The organism is Micromonospora sp. ALFpr18c, from assembly GCF_008868155.1.
GTDB lineage: Bacteria > Actinomycetota > Actinomycetes > Mycobacteriales > Micromonosporaceae > Micromonospora.
Window position 1 is genome coordinate 1 of sequence record NZ_WBKR01000367.1, and the last position, 2,026, is coordinate 2,026.

The window sequence follows — 2,026 nt, forward strand, 5'->3', positions numbered from 1 at the left end:
TGATGGCCCGGATCGAGCGACACGAACAGAAAGAGCAGAACCCCCAGCAACCCACCGGCTGCGATCACCAGCCTGCCGCACTGGCCCTGACCGCATAACCCCCGAAGGATTTACGGAGCGGACCACTAAGCTCCCGCGATGGGTTACTGGGGCACGGTGGTCGTGGCGCGAGCACCGGGCCTGCTCGTGGAGCAGGACGGCATGAGCGGGTTCGGTTACCAGCATCACTGGGTGCGCGAGCTGGGCGATGGTGGAGCTCCGTGCTCGACCACGACCAGGACGCGGACTGGAAGGCGGCGGATGATCTGCTGTTCGACCTGGTGAAGACGCTGGGGGTCGCCCGGATCGGCCGGACGCTTCCGTGGGCGTTCCCGATCAACCGTCGGCCGTTCATGTTGATCACGGACCTCATGGGTCTGGCGCGCAGGGCCCTTTCGGCGGCGGAGTACCGGCGGGTCGCGGAGGAGAAGGGCAGGGCGCCGGAACCCGCGCAGCGTGGGAGACGGCGGCGATCGAGCTGGAGCGAGAGCTGTGGGCGTCGCTGTACCGCACCGACGTGGACGTGGCGGCGTTGGCACGCCGGGTCGTCGAGGTGCAGGTGGCCCACGACATGGTCCCTGAGCGGGCGGGGCAAAAACCGGTGGACCCGGATCGGTTGTACGAGTCGCTCTTCGCCGGGCTGGTGGACGGCACCCTGCAACCGGAGGACCCCGAGGATTCCGGCCGCCACTGGGCGGACGACCGGGCGGGTTAGACCTGCGCGTCGACCTCCGGTTTTGTCCCCCATCGAGTGACCTCGTTGACATGTGTGGGCAAATCATCTGTGATGGTCGATGTCAATCGTTCGGCTTGGTCGGGCTCCGGGTCATCTGGGGCCTGCCGGTCGATGCCCTGTTCCTGGAGGACGGATGCGACTCTTCGCGCGGACCAACCCGCGTCGACCACGTCGACGGCTGTTGCCGGCGACGATGGCAGTGGCAACGCTGCTGACGGTGGTGGTCGGCGCGCCGGCGGTGGCCGCGGCCCCCTCGACCGTGGTCGGCGTGGCCAGTGGCCGCTGTCTGGACGTGGTCGGCAACGTCCGAACGGCCGGCGCCGGCATCAACATCTACGACTGCAACGGTCAGGCCAACCAGGCGTGGACCTTCACCTCGGCCGGTGAGCTGCGGGTCTACGACGAGACGATGTGCCTGGACGTGGTCGGGCAGGACACCAGCGCGCCTGCCGCCCTGCAGATCTACGGCTGCAACGGCGGCGCCAACCAGCGCTGGCGGGTCAACACCGACGGGACCATCGTGGCCGTCCAGTCCGGCCTGTGTCTGGACGTGACCGGCGCCGGCACCGCGAACAGCACCACCGTCGGTCTGTGGACCTGCAACGGGCAGGGCAACCAGCGGTGGACGACGGCCCTGGGCAGCACCGACAGCCAGCCGCCCACCGCGCCGGGCAGCCCTCGGGTGAGCGGCCTGACGTGCAACTCCGTGACCTTCGCGTGGAACGCCTCGACCGACAACGTCGCGGTGGCCTTCTACGACGTCTACCACGACGGGCAGTTGATGAGGTCGGTCAGCGGCTCGACGTTGTCCACCGACCTCACCGTGGTCGCCGGGGCGACCTGGGGCCTGTACGTCAACGCCCGCGACGCCGCCGGCAACGTGTCGCAGGCCAGCACCACCGTCTCGATCACGCCGCCGCCGTGTCAGGCCGACACGCAGGCACCGACCGCGCCGACACAGCTCACCGGCACCGCGGCCGGCACCACGGTGACGCTGCGGTGGACGGCGTCGACCGACAACATCGGGGTCCGGGGGTACGACGTGTACCGCGGCGGCGTGAAGGTCGGCACGGTCACCGGCGCGCCCCCGGCCACCACGTTCACCGACACCGGTCTGGCGGCGAACCCCTCCCTGTCACGCTGATGTGAGACAGCTCGTCTACCAGGGGATACTCTTCCTGGACGGTTCTGAGGAGAGATCATCAGCATGACGTCGAAGTCCTACGAGAGTCTGGATCCGGACGCCCGGCC

At 69.0% G+C, this 2,026-nt stretch carries 2 protein-coding genes; both read left to right on the top strand.

What is annotated here, in order from left to right; translation table 11 throughout:
* Positions 1–556 precede the first annotated feature (556 nt).
* Positions 557–754, top strand: coding sequence for a hypothetical protein (locus F8271_RS31090; protein WP_151493345.1), 198 nt, complete (start codon positions 557–559; stop codon positions 752–754).
* Positions 755–908: 154 nt separating this feature from the next.
* Positions 909–1,919, top strand: coding sequence for a ricin-type beta-trefoil lectin domain protein (locus F8271_RS31095; protein ID WP_225854893.1), 1,011 nt, complete (start codon positions 909–911; stop codon positions 1,917–1,919).
* Positions 1,920–2,026: the final 107 nt, after the last annotated feature.

Bases quoted from the DNA above. Each gene is read 5' to 3' on its own strand.
- F8271_RS31095 (WP_225854893.1), top strand. From the start codon at position 909: ATGCGACTCTTCGCGCGGACCAACCCGCGTCGACCACGTCGACGGCTG.